This is a genomic window from Lentzea sp. NPDC005914 (assembly GCF_040629405.1).
In the GTDB taxonomy this organism is placed as follows: domain Bacteria; phylum Actinomycetota; class Actinomycetes; order Mycobacteriales; family Pseudonocardiaceae; genus Lentzea.
Map to the genome: position 1 here is coordinate 1 of NZ_JBEXVQ010000044.1, position 21,721 is coordinate 21,721.

At 68.8% G+C, this 21,721-nt stretch carries 21 protein-coding genes; 16 read left to right on the plus strand and 5 right to left on the minus strand.

Features of this window, described 5'->3' with window-relative positions; genetic code table 11:
- Window positions 1-230: 230 nt before the first annotated feature.
- On the minus strand, window positions 231-2,552 hold the full coding sequence (locus ABZ345_RS40505) for a helix-turn-helix transcriptional regulator (RefSeq protein ID WP_359860272.1): 2,322 nt from the start codon (window positions 2,550-2,552) through the stop codon (window positions 231-233).
- A gap of 2 nt (window positions 2,553-2,554) precedes the next feature.
- The gene (locus ABZ345_RS40510; RefSeq protein WP_359860273.1) at window positions 2,555-3,775 is read right to left on the minus strand and encodes an Hsp70 family protein; all 1,221 of its coding nucleotides are present in this window, start codon (window positions 3,773-3,775) and stop codon (window positions 2,555-2,557) included.
- Between the two features lie 216 nt (window positions 3,776-3,991).
- Here ABZ345_RS40510 and ABZ345_RS40515 point away from each other — a divergent pair, with 216 nt between their 5' ends.
- The 4 genes from ABZ345_RS40515 (at window position 3,992) to ABZ345_RS40530 (ending at window position 9,595) form a co-directional block, all read left to right on the plus strand.
- Window positions 3,992-4,906, plus strand: coding sequence for an IniB N-terminal domain-containing protein (locus ABZ345_RS40515; protein WP_359860274.1), 915 nt, complete (start codon window positions 3,992-3,994; stop codon window positions 4,904-4,906).
- A 199-nt stretch (window positions 4,907-5,105) separates the two neighbouring features.
- Window positions 5,106-6,911: a dynamin family protein gene (locus tag ABZ345_RS40520; protein ID WP_359860352.1), complete on the plus strand. Its 1,806-nt coding sequence runs from the start codon at window positions 5,106-5,108 to the stop codon at window positions 6,909-6,911.
- Window positions 6,908-8,302, plus strand: coding sequence for a hypothetical protein (locus ABZ345_RS40525; RefSeq protein WP_359860275.1), 1,395 nt, complete (start codon window positions 6,908-6,910; stop codon window positions 8,300-8,302). Before ABZ345_RS40520 ends, ABZ345_RS40525 begins: the two co-directional genes overlap by 4 nt.
- Before the next feature lie 15 nt (window positions 8,303-8,317).
- Window positions 8,318-9,595, plus strand: a complete 1,278-nt coding sequence (locus tag ABZ345_RS40530; protein WP_359860276.1) for a PhzF family phenazine biosynthesis isomerase — start codon at window positions 8,318-8,320, stop codon at window positions 9,593-9,595.
- Here ABZ345_RS40530 and ABZ345_RS40535 read toward each other — a convergent pair.
- On the minus strand, window positions 9,585-10,016 hold the full coding sequence (locus tag ABZ345_RS40535) for a nitroreductase family deazaflavin-dependent oxidoreductase (protein ID WP_359860277.1): 432 nt from the start codon (window positions 10,014-10,016) through the stop codon (window positions 9,585-9,587). The genes ABZ345_RS40530 and ABZ345_RS40535 overlap by 11 nt on opposite strands.
- Window positions 10,017-10,199: 183 nt before the next feature.
- On the opposite strand from ABZ345_RS40535, the gene ABZ345_RS40540 reads away from it, so the two are divergent.
- Window positions 10,200-11,150 carry a LysR family transcriptional regulator gene (locus ABZ345_RS40540; RefSeq protein WP_359860278.1) on the plus strand — a complete coding sequence of 317 codons (951 nt, stop codon included), beginning with the start codon at window positions 10,200-10,202 and terminating at the stop codon, window positions 11,148-11,150.
- Window positions 11,151-11,311: 161 nt separating this feature from the next.
- Here ABZ345_RS40540 and ABZ345_RS40545 read toward each other — a convergent pair whose 3' ends face one another.
- Window positions 11,312-12,070 (minus strand): NmrA family NAD(P)-binding protein, encoded by a 759-nt coding sequence (locus ABZ345_RS40545; RefSeq protein ID WP_359860279.1) that lies wholly within the window; start codon window positions 12,068-12,070, stop codon window positions 11,312-11,314.
- A gap of 45 nt (window positions 12,071-12,115) precedes the next feature.
- On the opposite strand from ABZ345_RS40545, the gene ABZ345_RS40550 reads away from it, so the two are divergent.
- Both ABZ345_RS40550 and ABZ345_RS40555 read left to right on the plus strand, forming a co-directional pair.
- The gene (locus ABZ345_RS40550) at window positions 12,116-12,490 is read left to right on the plus strand and encodes a helix-turn-helix domain-containing protein (RefSeq protein ID WP_359860280.1); all 375 of its coding nucleotides are present in this window, start codon (window positions 12,116-12,118) and stop codon (window positions 12,488-12,490) included.
- A 151-nt stretch (window positions 12,491-12,641) separates the two neighbouring features.
- Window positions 12,642-13,718 (plus strand): gamma-glutamylcyclotransferase, encoded by a 1,077-nt coding sequence (locus tag ABZ345_RS40555; RefSeq protein ID WP_359860281.1) that lies wholly within the window; start codon window positions 12,642-12,644, stop codon window positions 13,716-13,718.
- A 154-nt stretch (window positions 13,719-13,872) separates the two neighbouring features.
- Here the strand turns inward: ABZ345_RS40555 and ABZ345_RS40560 are convergent, their stop codons facing one another.
- Window positions 13,873-14,034, minus strand: a complete 162-nt coding sequence (locus ABZ345_RS40560) for a hypothetical protein (protein WP_359860282.1) — start codon at window positions 14,032-14,034, stop codon at window positions 13,873-13,875.
- A gap of 318 nt (window positions 14,035-14,352) precedes the next feature.
- On the opposite strand from ABZ345_RS40560, the gene ABZ345_RS40565 reads away from it, so the two are divergent.
- The 9 genes from ABZ345_RS40565 to ABZ345_RS40605 all read left to right on the plus strand — a co-directional run bounded on the left by ABZ345_RS40565 (window position 14,353) and on the right by ABZ345_RS40605 (window position 21,675).
- A complete protein-coding gene (locus ABZ345_RS40565) occupies window positions 14,353-14,937 on the plus strand; it encodes a DUF4232 domain-containing protein (RefSeq protein WP_359860283.1) in 585 nt (194 codons plus the stop codon).
- Window positions 14,938-15,414 carry a hypothetical protein gene (locus ABZ345_RS40570; protein WP_359860284.1) on the plus strand — a complete coding sequence of 159 codons (477 nt, stop codon included), beginning with the start codon at window positions 14,938-14,940 and terminating at the stop codon, window positions 15,412-15,414.
- Between the two features lie 13 nt (window positions 15,415-15,427).
- Window positions 15,428-15,853: a hypothetical protein gene (locus tag ABZ345_RS40575; RefSeq protein WP_359860285.1), complete on the plus strand. Its 426-nt coding sequence runs from the start codon at window positions 15,428-15,430 to the stop codon at window positions 15,851-15,853.
- 241 nt (window positions 15,854-16,094) lie between these two features.
- On the plus strand, window positions 16,095-16,355 hold the full coding sequence (locus ABZ345_RS40580; protein ID WP_030467713.1) for a hypothetical protein: 261 nt from the start codon (window positions 16,095-16,097) through the stop codon (window positions 16,353-16,355).
- Window positions 16,355-16,606, plus strand: a complete 252-nt coding sequence (locus tag ABZ345_RS40585; RefSeq protein WP_030467714.1) for a hypothetical protein — start codon at window positions 16,355-16,357, stop codon at window positions 16,604-16,606. The genes ABZ345_RS40580 and ABZ345_RS40585 overlap by 1 nt, the downstream gene beginning before the upstream one ends.
- Complete coding sequence (locus ABZ345_RS40590; protein ID WP_359860286.1) at window positions 16,606-19,422, plus strand: FtsK/SpoIIIE domain-containing protein; 2,817 nt, start codon at window positions 16,606-16,608, stop codon at window positions 19,420-19,422. Before ABZ345_RS40585 ends, ABZ345_RS40590 begins: the two co-directional genes overlap by 1 nt.
- Window positions 19,422-19,865, plus strand: coding sequence for a hypothetical protein (locus ABZ345_RS40595; RefSeq protein ID WP_359860287.1), 444 nt, complete (start codon window positions 19,422-19,424; stop codon window positions 19,863-19,865). Before ABZ345_RS40590 ends, ABZ345_RS40595 begins: the two co-directional genes overlap by 1 nt.
- On the plus strand, window positions 19,866-20,579 hold the full coding sequence (locus ABZ345_RS40600) for a GNAT family N-acetyltransferase (protein ID WP_359860288.1): 714 nt from the start codon (window positions 19,866-19,868) through the stop codon (window positions 20,577-20,579).
- Between the two features lie 82 nt (window positions 20,580-20,661).
- A complete protein-coding gene (locus tag ABZ345_RS40605; protein ID WP_359860289.1) occupies window positions 20,662-21,675 on the plus strand; it encodes an NADP-dependent oxidoreductase in 1,014 nt (337 codons plus the stop codon).
- Window positions 21,676-21,721: the final 46 nt, after the last annotated feature.

Sequence of the window (21,721 nt, forward strand, 5' to 3'; positions counted from 1 at the left end):
CCATCAACCCGCAAGCGGCGCTGGCCGGTCTTTGATCAGATTGGCGGGGTCCGGGGCAGAGCCCCGCGCCCTAAACAGGACACGCCCAAAGCAAGATGACCACCCGCCCGGTCGCGAAACGCACGGAACGTGACTCGCTCAACGCAAGGTGACCATCCACGAAGTCGCGTCTCGCACGGAACGTGACTCGCCCAACGCAGGCCGACCCACCCACAAAGCCGCGCCCAGCCCTACGCCCCCAAAATATGCCGCAACTGAGCCAGCAAATCCGACCGAGAAGTACTCCCCAACCGCTGCCTCATCCGAGCCATGTGATGCTCAACAGTCTTGGCAGAGATGAACAACCGATCCCCAACCTGCTTGTAAGTCATCCCCTCGACCACCAGCTGAGCAACCTCCCTCTCCCGATCACTCAACTTCCCAGCATCCTCAACCACAACCACAGCGTCCCCATCCGACCCACCCCCACGCCGAGCGGACACCGCCCTCCCCTGCAACAACCGAGCACAGTCCAGCAACCGAACCATGGCCTGCCGATCGGAAGTCCGGATAGCAGCCTGCCCAGCCAACCGAGCCGCGTCCCACCACAGCCCAACCGCGTGCAAGCTACGAGCAGCTTCCTCAACCCGATCCGGATCGACCTTCCCGGCGACCACGTCCAGCCAACACTCAGCCGCAGCAGAAACAATCGCGCAATACCGCGAATGCGCCCGATTGACCGCCAACGCAGCAGCATGCTCCTCAGCCGCAGCAGAATCCTCATCAATGATCGCAGCGTGCAACAGACTCCAGCGCAGCTGCGTGGTCCACAACGGCGGATCCCCCAGCCCCCGCAACAAAGCGAGCGCCTGCCGAAGATGCGGCGCCAACCGCTCCTGATCCCTCAACCGAGCAGCGGCAGCAGCGAACTCCCCCAACGGCAACAACGAGAACAGGTCAACAGGATGCCGGAGCACTGCCTCACAAGCCTGCTCCCAAGTCCGACGCAAGGTAGCCAGATCACTGTTGCGCCGAGCCACTCCCACCTCAAGCGCCACAGCGAAAATCCAGTCACGGGGTTCGAACACCCCGCGCACGGACATCAGCCCTTCACGCGCAACGGCCAGGTTGCCCCGCAGCATCTGCAGCCACGACTGCAGCAACCGGTGCCGCACCGACATCAGCACGCCACCGGTCCCGGTCTCCACCGCGCGGTCCAGCACTGACTCGGCGACGTTCGGCTCGCCGCAGTGCACCGCCACCAGCGCTGCCAGCGCGGCCGGGCTGTCGGGCAGCAGGACCGCGCCGCCGGCGGGTTCCAGCATCGACGAGGCGCGGACCAAAGTGGACAGTGCGGCGGTCTCGGCGCCGCCGACGGACTGGCGAACGCCTTGCAGCATCAGCAGAGCCGCGCCGCCGAGCATCGTCGGCGGCTGCGGAGGGGCTTCCTCGAAGCGGTGACCGGTGCCGATCACGCCGATACCGGCGAACGCCGCCGCGTACGGCGTCGCGGCCCAGCGGAACAGTTCGGTGCTGCGGGCCAACTGGCCTCGGTGGGCCAGCGCCACGGCCGCGACCTCGGCGGCGGTGCGGCGGTGCGGGCTGTCGGGAGCGCTGATCACCTGGTCGGCCAGGCGCAGGGCACCGTCCAGGTCTCCCGCCATCGCGGAGGCCGTGGCCCACGCGGCGGCGATCTCGGGAGACGGCGCGCCACCGCCGGTCGAGGCCTTGAACAGGCGAGCGGCCAGAGCAGGGTCGGAGGCGAGAGTTTCCCGTGCCGCGGCGGCGAACACCGGTCCGCTGATGCCCGCGTCCAGCAAGGGCCGCACCAGTTCCAACACCGGCCCACCGCGCTCGAGCTGCACTTGCGCCAGCTTCTGCCGAACAGCGATCCGCCGTTCAGCCCGCGTCAACGCCGCGACAGCCCGATGCGCCAACGGCAGCAAAGTGCCGTCCTCGGCCAGCATCCCGGTGGCCCGAGCAGCCTCGATGATGTCGCTGACCTCGTCGAAGTCCTTGTCCAGCAACGAGGACAGCAGGTCCAGCTGCTGAGCCGCGCCGGCCTCGGCGGCCAGCAGGAACTTCTGCAGATCCGGATCCAGCCAGTCGAGCTCGGCACGAAACGCACTCAGCGCCTCAGCGGAAACCTCCGAGACAGCCCCGAGCTGCGAGACGAACCCGGGCACGCCACCGGTCTGAGCGAAAACGAAGTCCACCACGGGTTTCGGCGCGTGCAGGAACTCACGAACCTGCTCCCGCGAGAACGGCGCCAGAGGAACAACCACCGCACCACGGGTCAGCTCGGCCAGCACCGAACGACGCGGCCAAGGCCGGTACGCCAGCACCAGCAACGGCTCAGCAGCCAGCGCACGCAGAGACGCGTCATCCAGCAGATGAGCGTCGTCGACCACGCGCACAGCCGAGTTGGTGATCTCGTCCAGCAGCGCTGTTTTGCCGTAGCCACCAGGCGCCACAACGACAACGCGCAGGCGGGAGCCCTCGTCAGCGTCGTTGATCCGGTCGAGGACGCCTCGCACGGAAGCGTCCAGCACCAACCTGGCTCGCGTGGTCACGCTCAACGGCCGTCCTCATCGTCGTATTTGTCGGACTTCTCAGATCGGGAGCTGGACCGGCGCCCAACGGGGTTCAGCGCGCTCGCCACGCGCTTCACCCGGCGCGGCGGCAGCTCCAGCGGTGACACGTCCACCGGCGGGCGGGGCGGCGGCGCGGTGAACTCCTCGTCGTCGGGGCGGGCGATCTCCCCGACCGGGAACCGCAGCGACGCCTCGCGGGTGTGGACCAGGACCGAGGTGTCGAAGGCCTCGGGTTCGGCTTCGGGACCCACCAGGACCAGTCGTGCGGCCACGGCGGCGCCCTTCGCGACCGAGTGCTCCGGCGCGGCCTCGGCCAGCACCCGGCAGTCGACCGCGGCGGACAACGCGTCGCCGATCACCTGCATCCGGCAGCCACCACCGACCAGCAGCACCGCGTCGGGCTGAACAGCGCCCACGGCACGGGCGAACGTGCTGACCAGGTGGTCGACCGAAGGCCTGATCTCCTCGACGAACTCGTCGCGGGTGATCTCGACGCCGCTGACCACGACCGCGGGCCCGAACGCCCGCTTGGCGGCCTCGCACTCGGCGGCCGACACCAGGGCGTCCTTGCCGAGACGACCGCGCACCAGGGCGGCCAGCAGGTCGTCGAAGTCGGCGCCGGTGTGGTGGTCGACGCCCTCGACGTGGTTGACCAGCTCGAACGTCCGCGACTGCGACCGACGCACGACCGACGCGGAGAACGCGTGGCTGCCCAGCGAGAACACGGCCAACGACGAGTCCGGCACGACACGAGCGCGCACGGCGTGGTTCTCCGCGGCGGCCAACGGCTCCGGCGCGAGCGTCACGTCGTGGACCCCGACGGCCCGCAACGCGGCGTAGAGCTGACCACGGCGATAGGGGCCCCACCCGGCTGGGTGAGTGACTGCCACGTGACGTGGCTGTTCACCCTCTCGAGTGACCACTTCGCCGATCACCCACATGATCAGCAACGCGGTGAGCTCCTCGGCCGGGCACGTCTCCGGGCCCAGCGAGTACGGCACCGCGTCGCCGACTCTGCGAGCGAATCCGGTGGCGGTCCAGCCGGCTGTGCCGAACTCGCCCACCGAGAACGTCCCAGCTTCCGTGAGCTGCAGAAACGACGGAACCACCAGGGCGATCTCGGCATCCCGGGCACCGTCGAGACGGCACACGGCAGCAGTCGTGCGGGTGGTCCCGACATCGACTCCGAGTACGTACGCCAAGTCTCTTCCCTCACCTGTTCGCAGCAGCGACCAGTACCTACACGGGTGAACGAGAGGCACTCAAGCGGTGCCCCTAATCCCCTAGGGGGTCAACGAGCGTCACCCCATTGGGGAACGGGGATCTACTGGGAGTGATCCCCGATGTTGGGGATGGACCCGCTCTCATAGCTTCTGGGCAGACCAATTGATACGTGCTTCAACAGGAGAGTCCTTCAGATGATCGAGTCGACCAGCACCCTCCACGACTTCGTGCTCAACCTCCTCAGCGACCCGGCTCTCAAGGCCGCGTTCGCGAACGACGCCCAGGGCACCTTGGAGCAGGCTGGCCTGGCCGACATCACCGCTGTCGACGTGCAGGAGGTCATCCCGCTGGTGATCGACCTGCTGCCGGCCACCCCGGCGGGCCTGCCCGCCCTCGACAGCGTGTCCTTCGTCGGCCTCCCGCACGACGTCCTCGAGGACGGCCCGCTCGGCGCCATCAGCCAGCTGCAGGCGGTCGCGTCTCAGCTGACCACGTCGGGCGTGTCCCTCGGCGACATCACCTCGTCCTCCGCCGGCCTGCTCGCGGCCGACGAGAGCGGCATGACCGTGTGGGCCGGCACGCACTCGGCCGACATCTTCGGCGCCGGCGAGGTCAAGTTCGACGGTGACTTCTCCGCCGTCGGCGACGTGACCTCGGTCCTCGACCAGACCGCCTCCCCGGTCACCGGCACCGTGCTCGACGTGGCCGACACCGCGACCTCCACGGTCGACGGCACGCTGGGCACCGTCACCCACACCGTTCCCGGCGTCGACGGCGTTCTCGGCCACGTCACCGGTGTGACGGGCCTCGGCCACGACGCGCTGGGCGTCCTCGGTGGCGGCGACGCCTCCCTGGGCAACCTGCTCAACGTCGGTGGCCTCGACCACATCTCCAACGGCAACGTCGATGTCCGCGTCCCCGAGGCCGTGGGCGGCGTCGAGCACGCCGCGTCCGGTGTCGTCGACACCGCCACGAGCCTCACGGGCTCCGCGACCGGCCTGGTCGGCGACCACGCCGGTGTCGGCAACGTGCTCGGCGGCGTCACCCACGTGACGCACGACCTGCCCGTCGTCAACGACGGTCTGGACCTGCACGGCCTGCTCGGCTGAACCACCTGACCCATCGCGGACCGGCCCTGTCGCACCTGACAGGGCCGGTTCGGCGTCTCACCAGGCAAAACGATCAGAGCGGCTCCCGCGGTGAGCAACATCACCGCGTCTGCGAGCAGGCCGGTCTCGTCCGAACGGAACCGGTCTTGAGTTCGAGGCTTTCACCCAAGGGGGTGAACACGGCACTATGAGTCAGGTGATGGCACCGCCCTGGCTCGACGTGCTCGACGAGACGATCGGGGCCTGCGTCACGCACCGGAGGCCCGATCTGGAGGCCCGGCTGCGCGAAAAGCGGGCTCAGCAACTCGACCCCAAGTTGCGCGTTCTCGTCGTCGGCGAGTCCAAGCAAGGCAAGAGCCAGCTCGTCAACGCGCTGCTCAACGCGCCGGTCTGCGCGGTGGGCGACGACATCACGACGACTGTGCCGACCTTCGTCCAGCACGCCGACACGCCGTCGGCCGCGCTGGTCCGCAACGCGTCCGCACGCGGGTCGATCTTCCACACGCCGACCGAGCGCATCGCGGTCCCGATCGAGCAGGTGACCAAGCAGGCCACCGCCCAGTCGCAGCACGTCGTGCGCGCCGAGATCGGCATCCCCCGCGCGTTGCTCGACAACGGCCTGGTCCTGATCGACACCCCCGGAGTGGGTGACACCCGATCCGCGCACACCGCCAGCACGTTCGCGACGCTGATGCAGGCCGACGCCGTGCTGCTGGTCTCCGACGCCACGGGTGAGCTGACCTCGGCGGAGATGACGCTGCTCAAGAAGGTCATGGAGGCGTGCCCGAACGTCACCGTGGTCGTCACCAAGATCGACCTGGTGCCGAGCTGGCGCGCCGTCGTGGAGCGCAACCGGGCTCTGCTCGCCCGCGCCGGCGTCCCGGCCAAGCTGATCCCGGTGTCCTCGGCACTGCGCCTGCGCGCGGCCAAGACCGGCGACCAGCGGCTCAACACCGAGTCCGGTTTCCCCGAACTGCTGGCGTGCGTGCAGCGCGACATCGTCGCCAGCGCCGACCTGCTGGCCCGCCGGGCCGTCGCCGTCGTCGCCTCTTCGGCCATCGCCCAGCTCGTCACGCCGTTGCGCGAGGAGCTGACGGCCCACGACTCGTCCCACACGGTCGCCACGATCTCGACGCTGCAGGAGGCACAACGGCGCGTCGACGAGCTGCGGCGCCGCTCCTCCCGTTGGCAGAACGTGCTCAACGACGAGATGGCCGACCTGATCTCCGACGTCGAGTACGACCTGCGCGACCGCACGCGCAAGATCCTGCGCGAGGTCGACAAGACCTACGACGAGGCCGACCCCGCGGTCGGCTGGGACAAGTTCGAGCAGTGGCTGGAGGACAACCTCAACGAGGCCGCCACCACGAACTTCGCCTGGCTGATGGAACGCGCGGAGTGGGTGGCCGCCAAGGTGGCCAAGAACTTCCCGGTCTACCGCGAGGACCTGATCCCCGGTTCGGTACTGCCGGACGACCTGCTGGAACCGGCGAGCAAGCTGGAGAAGCCGAAGATCGAGCCGTTCTCGATCCCGCAGAAGCTCTTCACGGGTCTGCGCGGCTCGTACGGCGGTGTGCTGATGTTCGGCCTGGTCACCTCGCTCGCGGGCATGCCGCTGATCAACGTGGTCTCGCTCGGCGCCGGCGCGCTGTTCGGCGGAAAGTCCATTTTGGACGAGAGCGACCAACGGCTGAAGCGCCGTCAGGCCGCCGCGAAGGCTGCCGCGCAACGGCACGTCGACGACTTCTTCGTGAAGTTCTCCAAGGACGTCCGCGACTCCGGCCGCCACATCCAGCGCTCGCTGCGCAACCACTTCAGCACGCTGGCCGAGGAGCTGCAGGAGACGTTGCTGGAGTCGGCCCGCAGTGCCAAGCGCGCGGTGCAGGACGACCAGACCGAGCGCGAACGCCGGATGCGGGAAGGCCGCAAGGAGCTGGACAAGCTGGTCACGCTCTACAAGCGGGTCCAGGCGCTCGGCGGTCCCGCGATGGAGCTCTCCGCGTGACCCTGGACCGCGTCGTCTGGTCGATGCTGCAAGAGGCGCTGTCCGTCTACCGCGACAGCCCGCGCGCCACGGCGTGGCTGCGCACGCAGCTCGATCGCTACACTGAACCCGTGCGGATCGCCGTCGCCGGACGGTCCCGCATCGGCAAGTCCACCGTGGTCAACGCCCTGATCGGCGACGAGTTCGCGCCGCTGAGCTCCTTCGTCTGGTACCGCGGCGGCACCGAACCGCGCGCACACGTCTTCTCCGGGCCCGGCCGTCCGCACGAGGTCGGCGTGGGCAGGCGCGGCAGCAGGTACCACGTCGAGATCGGCCAGTTCGACCGCGCCGACCGCGTTGTCGTCGAGTGGCCCGCACGGACGCTGCGGGACGTCGTGCTGATCGACACCCCGTCCGAGGCCACACCGGAGCAGGTGCTGGGCGAGGCGGACGCGTTGCTGTACCTGATGCGGCACGTGCAGGACGACGACCTGAAGTTCCTGCAGGCGGCCAACGACCACCCCATCGCCCGCACCGCCGCGATCCACACCGTCGCGGTGCTCGCCCGTGCCGACGAGATCGGGGCCGGGCGGATCGACGCGTTGTCCTCGGCCAAGCAGATCGCTCGCCGCTACCGGCGTGACGTCGCCGTGCAACCGTTGTGCCAGAACGTCGTCTCGGTGGCCGGGCTGCTGGCCGTGGCCGCGAAGACGTTGCGGGAGGACGAGTTCGCGGCACTGCGCACGCTCTCCTCGCTGGGCCGCGAGGAGCTCGAGGACAACCTGCTGTCGGCGGACCGGTTCGCCGGCGAGCAGTTCCCGCTGCCGATGGAACCCGCTGTGCGCCAGGCACTGCTGGAGCGGTTCGGGATCTTCGGCGTGCGGCTGATCACCGCGTTGATCCGGCAGGGCTTCGACACGCAGGTCAAGCTCACCGGCCAGCTGGTGCAGCGCAGCGGGCTCGGCGAGCTGCGCGACTCGATCGCCGTGCACTTCACCGAGCGGCGGGAGATTCTGAAAGCCCGGTCCGCGATGCTGGCGTTGGACGTGCTGTTCCGGATGGAGCCTCGGCAGAACGCCCGCAAGCTGATGGCCGACCTGGAACGCGTCGTCGCCTCTGCCCACGACTTCCGCGAGCTGCGACTGGTGGCCGCGCTGCAGGCCGGACGGACGAAACTGCCGGCCGACCTGCAGGCAGAGGCGTTGCGGCTGATCGGCGCCGAGGGCACGACCTCGTTGGCGCGCTTGGGCTTCGACTACGAGGCCGACCCGCGCGAGCAGCGGGAGGTGCTGCTCGACGCGCTGGTGCGGTGGCAGGCGCAGGCCGCCGACGTGCACGCGCCGAACGACCAGCGGAAGGCCGCCCAGATCGTGGTTCGCACGTGCGAGGGACTTCTTCCGCAGCTGCACTGAGGCACGATGGGCCGTATGGAATTCGTGCGGTGGGCAGACGAGCACTTCGAGCACATGCTCCGCTGGGCGACCGATCCGAGGATGATCACTTACGTCGCCGACGGGAAGCCCTGGACGCCGGAGTACGTGGCCGAGCGGCACGAACAAGCGTTGCAGCACTGGGAAGAACACGGCTTCGGCCTGCACCTCGTCATCGAGGACGGGGTTGTCGTGGGGCTGGCGCAGCTGGCCGACCGCGGTCCGGACGAGATCGAGATCGGCTACTGGGTCGACCCGGACCACTGGGGCCGCGGGCTCGCCACCCGGATCGCCCAGGAGCTGCGCGACCGGGCGCTCGCCAGGAAGCCGCGCGTGTTCGCCGGGCACCAGGCCGAGAACGTCGCGTCCGGGCGCGTGCTCGAGAAGGCCGGGCTGAGGTACGTCACCAGCAAGATCGTGTTCGGAAGACTTCAGCACGGTTACGCGTTGGGAGTGGGTATGACCGACCAGGGCGTTCTGCGCTACAGCGCGTTCACGAAGGACCCGGACGGCGGCAACCCGGCGGGTGTCGTGCTCGACGCGACCGGCCTGTCCGACGAGGAGATGCTCGTCATCGCCGCGAAGGTGGGCTACTCCGAGACGGCGTTCGTGCTGCCGCGAGGAACAGGGCGCGAGTTCGACGTCCGGTACTTCAGTCCCAAGGCGGAGGTGCCGTTCTGCGGCCACGCCACCATCGCCACGTCCGTCGCGCTGACGGAACGGATCGGCGACGGGCCGCTGACGTTCCACACGCAGGCCGGTGAGATCACCATCGAGACCGCGGGCGGCACGGCGTCGTTGACCAGCGTGCCGACCAGCACGTCCGAGGCTTCATCGGAGCTGGTCGAGGCCGCGCTGGAAGCATTGGGGTACAAGGAGATCGGCGACGGACCGGTACACGTCGGCTTCGGCGGCGCGCGCCATTTGCTGATCCCGTTGAAGGACCGCGAGCAGCTCGCTGGGCTGGACTACGACTTCGACGCGTTGCGCGACCTGATGCTGGCCAACGACCTGACGACCGTGCACTTGTTCTGGCGTGAGTCAAAAGATCTCGTGCACGCCCGCGACCCGTTCCCGGTCGGCGGTGTGGTGGAGGACGCGGCGACGGGTGCTGCCGCCGCCGCGTTCGGTGGCTACCTGCGCGACCTCGAAGGGCCACAACGGTTCGTCATCAGCCAGGGCGAGGACATGGGCAGGCCGTCACGGCTCGAAGTCGACGCCACGCGCGAGGACCGCCGGGTCATCGTGACGGGCGCGGCCGTCCCTATCCCTTAACTGGCTCCAGCACGACAACGGGAATCTCGCGGTCCGTCTTCTTCTGGTAGTCGGAGTAGGCGGGCCAGACCTCGTTCATCAGCTTCCACAGCCGATCCCGCTCCTCGGGGCCGGCTGTGCGCGCACGCGCCCGGAACTTGTCCGCCGCCACCTGCACGTCGGCCTGGTCGTCCGCTTCGAGGTTCAGGTACCAGGACGGGTGCTGGGGCTTGCCGCCCTGCGAAGCCACCACCACGTAGTTGTCGCCGTCGCGCTGGTAGATGAGCGCCGTGCGCCGCTGCTCGCCGCTCTTGCGCCCCTTGGTGGTCAGCAGGAGCGTGTGCACGCCGGGCCTCCACTCGTGGCCCTCGGCACCGTCGGTCTCGACGTACTTCTGAATGTGCTCGTTCACCCAGCCAGTGGGAGAGTCCTTCACCGCCATGGGTTCGACGCTACTGCCGCGGAGCGCAGGGTGCGCGGCAGCAGCGTCGAACCGAGGGGTGCGCACCCTCCCGCGCCGGACCCGTGAGCGCTGCCGCTAGCGCCGGGCCGGAAGATCGATCGAGGACCACTATGACCCGATCGAAGGGTGGCGGCGCATTCAGAAGGGGGATACAAGGTCTTTATGCCCGAGCTGGAGCTCCGCCACCTCCGCGCGGTTCGCACCATCGCCGAGGAAGGCAGCGTGACCAGGGCCGCCACGCGGCTCGGACTGACCCAACCCGCGCTGTCGGCCCAGCTGCGCACGGTCGAGAGACTGGTCGGCGGGCAGCTGTTCGACCGAACGCGCAACGGTTGCGTTCCAACGGACCTGGGCCGGCGAGTGCTGGGCACGGCGAGACTCGTGCTCGACGAGATGGCTCAGCTCATGGCCACCACTCGCGAGACGGATCGGCGTGGACCGCTGTACCTCGGCTGCATCTCGATCCTGTACTTCGCGCCGCTCGTCGAGGGGCTGCGGCAGCTCAACGCCGACGTTCGCGCGGAGGTGCGGCAGTCGTCGGCGGAGATCGTGGACCTGCTGGAGCAAGGCCGGGTGCACGTGGCGTTGTTCGAGTTCTTCGACGGGATGCCGTCGCGCGACCTCGCCGGCATCGAACTGCGCAAGCTCGTCAGCGAACCGGCGTTCGTCGCCGTGTCGGACAGGGACCCGCTGGCCGAGCAGGAGGAGATCGACCTCTCCCAGCTCGCGGACCACGACTGGGTCACCCCGACCGCGCAGATGATGGGCAACCGGATGCAGATGTTCCAGGCGTGCTCGGACGCCGGGTTCGTGCCCAGGCTGGTGCACCACACCGGCGAGTCGAGCATGGCCCGGGGCCTGGTCGCGAGCGGTGCGGTGTCGTTCGCGGCGGCACCGTCGCGCACAGGCGACGGCATCGTGATCCGCAAGCTGCGCGGCACCCCGTTGATGACGGACATCTTCCTGGCGACGCGGCGGGACTCCCCGGTGGCGGGGCGGGCGCACGAGGTGTTCGCGTGCGCCGCCGACGCCTACCGGTCGGTGCTCGACCGCAATCCGGAGTACCGCAAGTGGTGGGACGCGCACCCGGAGGCGCACCCCGAGTTCGCCTAGTGGCGCGTCCCGGAACGTTGGCGAGGTAATTCACGCTCAGCAGGGCGCCTCGCGGCACCGCCCCCACGCCCCCATACGACTCCGGTATGAGGACGCGGGGGCGGCACCACGATGCACCCGTCTGACCGCGAATTCCCCCGGCAACCTTCCAGGCCACACCACTAGAGGGCGATGGGCCGGGTGGGACGGCCGATCAGCTTCTCCAGGTCGGGGCGGACCTCGGCGAGCACGCCGTTGCGGATCGCCACGAAGAAGTCGACCACGAACGGGGGCATGCCGGCCGCGATCAGGTCCTCGTCGCTGACGTCGCGGAACTTGTCGCCCGCGATCTCGGGGAACGACCAGTTCGTCGAGCCGGTCAGCTCGTAGGTGGCGTTCTCGTGGCCCTCGGTGGTGAGCGCGACGGCGGCGGCCAGCGCGAAGTCGTCACGCGGGGCGCTCGCGATGCGGCCGTCCTTTGTGGAGGTGGCGACGACGTCCTGGGCCAGCGAGTCGAGGTAGTTCTCGTGGTACATGCCGTTGCGCAGGAACGTGTAGGTGATGCCGGTTGCGCGGATGGCCTCCTCGGCGGCCTTGTGCACCTCGGCGACACCGAGCGTGGACGTGTCGGCGTCGGTGACGCTCGTGTAGAAGATGTGGCCCACGCCGTGCTCGGCAGCCTTGGCGACGGCGTTGGCGTGCTGCTGGATGCGCTCGGCCGAGTCGTGCGCGCCCGACGACACGATGAGCAGCTTGTCGACGCCGCGGAAGTCGAGGCTCTCGGGCTTGTCGAAGTCGCCCTGCCTGACCTCGACGCCGTCCACGTCGAGCTTCTTCGGGTCGCGGACGGACACGATGACCTGCTCGTCCGTACGGTCGAGGACGTAGCGGAGGGCTGCTCCGCCGAACTGGCCGGTCGCACCGGTGATGAGGATCGTCATAGCCACGAAGCTATGGTTAGCGCTAACCTGTGGAAAGTACCCACTTTGAAGTGGGGTACTTACGTGGAGGTGAGCGTGCAGGTCACGGTGTGTCCCGAGCGGGCGATCATGGAGCACGTCACAAGCCGCTGGGGCGTGCGGGTGCTCCAGACGCTGTTCGACGGCAGCGCGTGGCGGTTCAGCGACCTGCGGCGCGAACTGGAGATCGTCAGCGAGAAGATGCTCACCCAGACGTTGCGGACGCTGGAGCGCGACGGCTTCGTGCACCGCGAGGTGAAGCCGGTCATCCCGCCGCACGTCGAGTACACGCTGACGCCGCTCGGCAAGGGCGCCGCGAACCACCTCGTGGCACTCGCGCACTGGATCGAGGCGAACCACCCGGAGGTCGCCCAGGCGCAGCGACACTACGACGACGCCTGAAACTCGCCGGAGTGTCGACAGATAGACATCGGGTTAGTCACTCGAATGCGCAGTGAAGGTTCTCACTAAGACTCTAGGATTCGCGACCAAACATCGGATGGGTCACGATTGGGGGGCGCGATCCGGCCCCTCTCGCTGGCACAATGGACCAATGGCCCAACCGTTCACCGACGACAGCCATCCGGCAGAGCCCTATCCGGGCACTCGTCCAGACCACTGTTTCGTCCACGTCGACGAAACGGGCTGGCCAGTGCGACCGGACCTCACGATGGAGTCGGGATGGCGAGTCGAGCCGGAGAACATTGACCTAGACCAATGGCTCGCGAACCACGGTGAGCCCCCGTTGGCCGCCCGGATGCCGGTGCTCGGCTACGGCTCGAACGCCAACCCCAGCAAGGTGACCTGGCTCCGCGAGGAGCTCGGACTCGAAGGCCCTGCGGTCGTGCTGCGCGCACGCTGTGAGGGCTTTTCTGCTGTCTGGGCCGCGGGCATGCGCGCCCGCGACGGCCAGCGCCCCGCGACCCTGGCGGCCGAGCCCGGTCACGTCGAGGAGCACTCGGTCTGGTTCGCCACGCCCGAGCAGCTGCGCGTCCTCGACCGCTGCGAGGGCCGCGGACTGCGCTATCGCCTCGTACGCCTGCACACGGGCCGTGTGGTGCTCTACAACGGCGGTGTCATCGACTCGGTCCTCGCCTACACCGCGGGCTCGAAGAAGCGGATGCCCGTGCTCGTCAACGGCCGTATGGTCCGCTGCGAGGACGTCTCGCAGCGGCGCGCCCTCACCCTCGGCGAGAGGCCTGCCATGACGGATGGACTGGACGTGACGGAGGTGCTCGGCGAGCCGTCCGCGGACGACTGGCCCGAGCTGCTGTTCGTCTACGGCACGCTCCAGCCGGGCGCAAACGCTTGGCACCTGATGGAACCGCACGTCGTGGAGTCCGAGGAGACCCACCTGCCCGGCACGTTGTTCGACACGGGCCAGGGCTACCCGGCGCTGCGTCCCGGCGCCGGCTTGGGCGTGCCCGGCTTCGTGCTGCGGCTGAAGTCGCCGGAAGAGGCGCTGCCGTTGCTCGACGAGTACGAGGGCGAGGACTACCGCCGCGTGCGCGTGGTGCTGCCGGACGGCCGGATCGCCTGGACCTACATCTGGACCGCGGCGGTGAAGGGCATGTCGGAGCTGCCCGACGGCTGGGACGTCAACCAGATCAGGTCAACTCCTCAGCTCTGAAGAACCGGGCTCGTGCTCGGATACTTCGAGCCAAGTCGCGTTCCTCGCCCGCCACTGGCTGTGGCGTGCGGGCCGCATCTACCGACAGCTCGGGCAGCCATCGGCAAGGGAACGTTGACGAGCACCCACGCGCGCCGTGCCCGGTTCCGGATGTTCACGGCGGCGACGACGTCGGCGGGTCCAGCGAGACCGCTTCGGCGACAGAGGAATGAGTCCTGGTGGGACGGTTCGAGCGGGTCGTGTGCATGCAGCGGGACACATCTGCGAGGTTGATGATGCCGCGGTCCACACCGATCCAGTCAGAGGGCTCGAACACTGTCGGCTCAGGCACCTCGCAGGTGGCGACCAAGAACCACGTGCCGTCGCGGAACAGCAGATCCGACTCCCCCTGACGATCGGCATGCAGCTACGTGTACTCCGCAGCCGCATTGCAGGCCACGCAGGGTTGCCGCCAGCGCCGCCGCCTGAACGGGCGTTGGCAACAGCTTCACCTGCACCACCAGCTTCACAAGAACGACCGTATCGAACATCCGTTCGACTTTGCATCCTCCGCCAAACCATCGAGTGAATTCCTGGCACGTTGTGTGGCCTAGTTGATATTTGGGCACATCCTTCGGTGGTAGGAGGTGCACCCATGACTCGACGGTTGATCGCTTGCGGACTGCTGGTGCTCGCTGCGGTGACGGCCTGCGGGGACAGAACTCCGGACAAGGCGACGCAAACGCTGCCGACCTCGACGACACCGCCGCCGTCGTCATCCGACACTTCCGCCCCGGCCAACTCCGGCGCCGCCGCACCCGCGATGAAGCGCTGCGACTCGACCGCGCTGAAGGGCCAGGTCGACCCGACCGACGCCGGCGCGGGCAACCGGTACGGCAAGTTCGTCGTCACGAACTCCAGCACCGCGCCGTGCACGTTGAACGGCTACAGCGGTTTCCAGCTGGAGAACGCGTCCGGCGCGGTGCCGACCAAGCTCGAGCGCAAGGCCGACCCCGGTCCCGCCGCGCTGACCCTGGCGCCGGGCGGCAAGGCCTCCGCGAACCTGCACTGGGGCGTTGTGCCGTCGGGCAGCGAACCCGTCGAGGGGCCGTGCCAGCCGGAGCCGTCGAAGGCCGTGGCCATCCCACCGGACGAGACGGTGCCGCTGAGCCTGCCGTGGACGCTCGGACCTGTGTGTTCAGGTGGCCGGATCGAGATCAGCGCGTTCTACGCTTCGTAGATGCACGCACCCGGATGGCTCGCCGTGTTGCCGCACGGCGAGCGCATCGCCTTTGCCTTGCGCACCACCGGTGTTCCGGCCGTGGTGACCGAGGACGTCGAAGCGGCGGTGAAGGCCTCCGAGCTTCCGGTCGTCCTCATTGGACACTTCACCGGTGCTCCTTCCGCGGTGCGGTACGCACAAACGCACGGCGGGCACGCCGCGCTGGTGCTCATCTCGCCGGTGCTCGGCATGTGGGACGGCGCGTCCGACGAGCTGGCCGACCTGATGGACGAGGTCAACTTCGGGCCGGCGCTCGGCGAGCTGCCGACGTTGTGGCTGCACGGGTCCCACGACGAGATCGTGCCGATTTCGGACACTCGGGCGGGAACGGACAGGATTCGCGGTTCCGCGTTCGAGGAGCAGGTCGTGGACGGGTTGCTGACCGACGGGGAGGCCGTCGCGCGGGTGCTGGAGTTCGTCCGCAGGGTCGTCTGACACCATTTTGGGTGTGGACGACCTCGTGCTGCTGATCACCGTGGTGGTCGAAGCGGCGGACGAGCAACAGGCGCTGGCCGCGTGCGACGCGCTCATCAGCCGTACCGGTGCGCGGGTCCTGGACGCCCGTGACTGCTCTGACGAGGAGCCGGGGTGCTGGGCCGTCGTCATCACCGAGCCGAGCGCGGAGAAGGCCACTCACAACGTGTCGGCGGCGCTGGCGCGGGTGGTCCGCACCTTCGTGCGCGGGTTGGGTGACGGCTTCCCGACGCCACGGGTGGCGTGCGAGCCGCCGACGGCCTGGACGGTGCTGGACGAGCCCGAACTGATCAGCGGACTCGTGCCGGGGGCCGAGCGCGTCCTGGTCGAGGCGTGGGCGGGAGATGACCCGTTCGGTGCAGGCACTCCGCGTGACAACTCACCCTCAAGGCCGTCTTGATTCACCCGCACGGTCGGTAGGTCGGTGCGACGGGGTGTAGGCGGCTTTGTGAGTGTCACTACACGCGTAGTCAAGGGGCCAGGGCCGCGCCTAACTGATCATTAAATCAAGGCCCGTTCGAGTGGATTCAGGCATCCACCCGGTTAGCCGATCTTCGCTCTCAACTGTGAAAATCACGCCACAATCTCTACTGAGGGTGGTTGTACGACCGCCCTAGTTCCGGGAGGGTTCGGGAGCCGACATGGCCAGCATCGAAGAGGTCCGTGCCGCAATTGCCCAGGCGATCGACAAGGCGAGCCAAAGCCAGTCGGCCCTCCAACAGGCGGCTGAGCTCGCCGAGGACGCGCAGCAGCTGCTGACATCGGTCACGCAGGGGTCTGTGCAGGCGGACGTCGAGACGACGAACGCCCAGTTCGCTCAGGTCGTGTCCGGCGTGAGCGAGCTGCAGAACTACCTCGGGGCGGGCATATCCGGCGCCGAGGGCATCAACAGCAGGCTTTGATGGCATCCATCGCCGAGGTTCGTGCCGCGCTCGAGCAGGCGAGCGAGATCCTGCGTGAGTCGTACCGGAGTGTGCGATCAGCGCAGGAGGGCCTTGACGAGGCGGTCGCGATCCTCGCCGAGTCGAGCGAGAACCACCACGAGTCGCTGCTTCCACCGGAGTTCGTGCGCGCGAAGGAAAGATTCCCCGATCAGCTGGAACTGATGGTGGGAACCCTCGAGCGCATCCAACGACTCACCGTGGAGCTGTGATGAGCAGGCGCGACGACCGGCGGCGGAAGATCGAAGAGGCCTTCGCGGAGTTCCAGCGCGCCGTTTCGGCCGCGCTGGGCTCCGTGGCGCGCGAGCACCGGGCGCTCGCCACCGAGCACGCGAAGGACATGTTCGAGTTCACGGTGCGCGGCATGGGGATCGACAAGGCGCTGCGTGACAGCGCCTTGAAGGACGTGACCCCGTTCCTGGTCGTCGACGAGAAGCGCGAGGCAAACCCTCGTCGCGCACCGCTCTCGATGACCCAGTTCCGCGAGCGGCTCGACCAGATCAGGCACGACTGGCAGCAGTCGTACCACGAGTGGACGGCTTCGGGCCCCGACCAGCTGACCGCGCTGGTGAAGGCGGTCGCCGACGGGCCCGCGTCGTGGCCGCACGAGTCGTGGCTCGGCACGCCGGGCACGCACGACGGCAGCGAGGGCGTCCCGGAGCTGTGGCGGATCGGCACGGGCGTGGTGACGTCCGCGCCGGAGTCGCAGTCGTTCCCGGTGGCCGTTCCGCTGCTGGACCAGGCGCACCTGCACATCTCGTCCACTTCGGACAGCCGCCAGCTCGCGGACACGCTGGTGGAGAACCTGTTGCTGCGGGTGCTGTCGCACTTCCAGCCGGGTCTCGTGCACGTCCACGTGTGGGACGTCGGCCAGCTGACCGGGTCGCTGCCGGGGCTGTACCCGTTGACCCGCGCCAACCTGCTGACGGTGCACGACCCCGCGCGGCTGCACGAGCTGCTCGACGAGCTGTCCGAGCACATCCGCCAGGTGCACACCAAGGTCCTGGTCGACGGGCACCTGACCGTGCGTGCGGTCAGCGGCGAGGGCAGGCGCACCGAGCCGTGGCGGATCGCCGTGCTGTTCGGCAACCGCAAGGCGTTGAAGGAAGACCAACAGCAGCAGCTGCAACGCGTGGCGCGCAACGGTTTGGCGTGCGGGGTGCAGCTGTTCATCGTGGACATCCCGATCACGATCAACTCGCCGGTGGAGACCGTCTCGTTGCGCGGCGACGGCACGGCTTTCTGCACCATGACCGGCAAGCACGTGACGGTGACGCTGGATCCCGCTCTGCCGCGCACCCTCGTGCCGCGCGCCTGTGCCGCCATCGCGGACAAGCGCGAGGAGCGGCGGACGCGCATGAGCAAGTTCGGCGATCTGCTGCCCGAACGGCCGTGGACCGAGAACTCCGCCGCCGGAGTCGTTGCGCCCGTTGGGTTCGACGACGGCGAACCGGTCTGCGTGCAGCTGGGCGACACCTCGCCGCACGCGTTGATCGGCGGTCCGTCGGGTTCCGGCAAGACGAACTTCCTCTACGCGATGCTCGGTTCGTTGTGCGCGCGGTACTCGCCGGCCGAGCTGGAGCTGTACCTCCTCGACTTCAAGGAGGGCGTGTCGTTCGCCCAGTTCGCGCCGGGCCGCAAGGACCCGTCGTGGCTGCCGCACGCGCGCCTGGTCGGCGTGAACGTCAACACCGACCGCGAGTTCGGCGTCGCGCTGCTGAAGTTCCTGTCCGACGAGATGCGCCGGCGTGCCGACGCGGCCAAGCAGCACGAGGTCACCAAGCTCGAACACCTGCGCGCCGAGGACCCCACCGGTCGCTGGCCGCGGATCGTCGCGGTGATCGACGAGTTCCAGTACCTCTTCGGCGAACGCGACCAGGTCACCGCCGCGGCGACGCAGCTGCTGGAGGACGTGGCACGGCGCGGCCGCTCGCAGGGCATCCACCTCGTGCTGTCCTCGCAGGACGTCTCGGGCATCGAGGGCTTCTGGGGCAAGTCGGCGATCTTCGAGCAGTTCACCGTCCGCATCGCCCTGCCCAAGGCGCGCCGCGTGCTCGCCGAGCCGACGAACGACGCCGCGGTCGAGCTCCCCCGCTGGCACGCGGTGATCAACCACGAGTCGGGTGTCAAGCCCGGCAACGAGATCTGCCGCGTCCCGGACTCGACGTCCAAGGGCACCATGGACTTCCTGCAGAACGAGCTGTGGCGCCGCGAGCCCGGCCAGGCCCCTGGCCTGTTCGACGGAAGCAAGATCCCCTTCCTCGACGCGCTGCCGGACTTCCTCGAACTGCGACCGGGCGACGCTTCGCCTACCGTGTTGCTGGGACAGGTGATCGACGTCGCGGGCAGCGCGGCAAGGGTGCGGTTCGCCCGCACACCTGGTCGCAACATCGCGGTGATCGGCTCGGTGGTCCAGGACGCGGCCGCGGTGCTCGGCGGAGCGGCCGCGTCACTGGGCAGGCAGCACGAGCCGGTCGAGGCGGCGTTCAGCCTGGCGTGCCTGGTCGACGAGGCCATGCCGGAGGCGTTGCATCTGGCGAAACGCCTGAGCGCCGACGGCCACGATGCCTCGGTGATCGGCATCGACGGCATCCGCGACCTGCTGGACCGCACCGCGGCCCGGCTCCAGGCCCTGAACACGGGCATGCCGATCACGCCGCCCGCACCGCACTACCTGGTGCTCTACGGCGTGGACGCGGCGCACACGTTGCTGGAACAGAAAGATCCGGCGACGCGGGCGTCCGGTCTGGACAGCCTGCGTGCGGTTCTCAAGCACGGCCCGGAGAACCGCACGCACGTGCTGGGCTGGTGGCGAGGCGTGACGAGGCTCAAGGCGAGCCTCCCGCCGGGCGTCTACGACGACATCGGCGCCTGGGTGGCGTTCGACGTCCAGGGCAAGGAACTGCTGTCGCTCGGACCGGAACAGGTCATGGCCTGGTCACCACGGCCACGCCGAGGTCTGTTCTTCGACCGGTTCGAGCACTCGCGACCGCAGGTGATCATCCCGTTCGACACAGGAGAAGCGTGATGAACCCGATGATGACGACCATTTTCGAGTCGGTCCCGTCGCAGCGTCAGAGCGAGGAGGTGATCGAGGTGCCCACGTTGTCCGCGGTTGAGCGCTACAAGGAGATCATCGCCATCGCCACGGACGCGGCAGCCCGCCAGCACAAGCTGGACGAGGTCCGGTGCGCCGAGCTCGCGGAGCGAATCGCGGCCACCCAGCGGGAGATCGCCGAGGTCCGCGACCGCGAGAGGGTCGTCCGCATGGGCGCCGCCCTGCACTGGGAGCAGGCCGTCGAGCAGCTGTGGAACGAGCGCTGGCTCCAGATGGTCACGCCCCCGCTGCCCGACGAGTCGGTCCCGCAGCGCCCCCAGGGTGAGTACAACCGCGCCATGGACCTCGCCTACCAGGCCTTGGAGGACTCGCTCGCCAAGCGAACCCTGTTGCGCCGCAAACAGAAGGACTGAGTGCGCCGCTTACGCACCACCGCCGAGCTGCAGGACGCCTCTCCCGATCCCCTCATCCGCTGGGCGTCCCAGGCCCTGTCAGCGGGCGGTGCGGCCTGGGAACACCGGGGCGCCGTGGCAGTGCACGCCCCGTCTCTCACCAGACGCCGCCGCCTGGTCATGTCCGGCCCACCGGAGGGCGTGGCGTCGTTACTGGCGGCGCACGGCCGTGGCGTGAACCTGCGCCCACTGCTGGAGCGCTCGCTGGCCCACGAGGTGGCGTCCCTCATGCCCACCCCGTGGGTGGAGGACAAGCCCTTCGGCTGGATGGACCGCTCGGGCACCCTCCCGCTGCCCGACGACGTCGGGTGGCTCGCCGACCTGGACGACGTCCCGCCCCTGCTCCGCACGGCCAACCCGGCGTCCTGGGCCTGGCCGGGCGAAACCGGTGTCCGCCGCTGGGCGGGCATCCACCGGGACCGCACGCTCGTCGCCACCGCGGCCGAGGCCTGGTCGTCCGCGGACGTCGGTTTCATGATGGGCGTGTCGGTGCACCCTTCCCACGCGGGCCAGGGCCTGGGCCGGCGCGTCTGCCAGTTCGTGACGTCGTCGCTGCTCTCCCTCTACGGCACCTGCGCGCTGTTCGTGGAGAACTACAACGTCCCGGCCATCGCCCTGTACCGCAGGCTCGGCTTCGCCTACCGGGACATCACCACGCTTCTTCCTGCGGTCTAGCTCACATCGCGGAACACTCCTCCACAGAACGCTGTTGAACCGGATAACTGATCCGCAATTCCAGGATGGAGATGGTTCGACCATGACCAGCACCGCACTCGAAGTCCGCCTCGCCTCTCGCCCCCAGGGCTGGCCGACCGAGGACAACTTCGAGATCGCCGAGGTCGAAGTCCCCGCCCCGGCCGAGGGCCAGATCCTGGTGCGCAACGTGGTCATGAGCGTCGACCCGTACATGCGCGGCCGCATGAACGACGTCAAGTCCTACGTCCCGCCGTTCCAGGTGGGCCAGCCCCTCGACGGCGGCGCGGTCGGCGAGATCACGGCAGTCGGTTCGGGCGTCGAGGGCCTCGCGGTCGGCGACAACGTCCTGCACGGCCTCGGCTGGCGCGAGTACGCCGTCCTGGACGCCAAGCACGCCGTCAAGGTCGACCCGGCCGTCGCTCCCCTGAGCGCCTACCTCGGCGTCCTCGGCATGCCGGGCCTCACCGCCTACGCGGGCCTGCTCGCAACCGCCGAGTTCAAGGAAGGCGACGCCGTCTTCGTCTCCGGCGCCGCGGGTGCCGTCGGCCAGCTCGTGGGCCAGATCGCCCGTCTCAAGGGCGCCTCGCGCGTCATCGGCTCCGCCGGCTCCCCCGAGAAGGTCAAGTACCTCACCGAGGAGCTCGGCTTCGACGCCGCCTTCAACTACAAGGACGGCCCCGTCTCCGAGCAGCTCGCCGCTGCCGCCCCCAACGGCATCGACGTCTACTTCGACAACGTCGGCGGTGAGCACCTCGAAGCCGCCATCGGCGCCCTGAACGTGAACGGCCGCATCACCATGTGCGGCGCGATCTCCCAGTACAACGAGTCCGAGAAGCCCGCGGGCCCGAGCAACATGATCCAGATCCTGGCCAAGCGCCTCACCCTGCGCGGCATGCTGGTCGGCGACCACAAGGCCCTGCAGCAGCAGTTCGTGGCCGAGGTCGGCGCCTGGATCGCGTCGGGCGAGCTCAAGTACTCCGAGACCACCGTCGAGGGCGGCGTCCGTCAGGCCCCCGCGGCCTTCCTGGGCATGCTGCGCGGCGAGAACACCGGCAAGATGCTCGTGCAGTTCTGATCCCCGAAGCCAAAAGGGCCACCGCACACGTGCGGTGGCCCTTTCG